This window comes from Rhizobium sp. SVR5-9E, assembly GCF_056755095.1.
Map to the genome: position 1 here is coordinate 1 of NZ_JBNDHS010000475.1, position 262 is coordinate 262.

Below are 262 nucleotides of genomic sequence, written 5' to 3' on the forward strand. Positions count from 1 at the left end.
CATTACCCATCCTACCCACGGAACAGTTACCCTGAATCCTGCCACAGGACAGGTCACGTACATTCCGAATGCGGGATACATCGGTCCGGATACTATCGTTTACCAGTTCTGTGGCAATGCTGCCGAATTTATCGACTGCGAACATGTGACATTAAACTTAAATGTGGTTCCGTTCATTTTAACAGATACTACCATCAAGGCATGCCAGTACAATGGTAAAGGATTCTTCGATCTTACGACCGCAAATGTTACGATGTATAAT

At 44.3% G+C, this 262-nt stretch carries 1 protein-coding gene; it reads left to right on the forward strand.

Going from position 1 to position 262, the window contains the following annotated elements; translation table 11 throughout:
- On the forward strand, positions 1–262 hold a 262-nt coding region (locus tag ACPYOJ_RS35690; protein ID WP_481420435.1), incomplete at both ends, for an Ig-like domain-containing protein.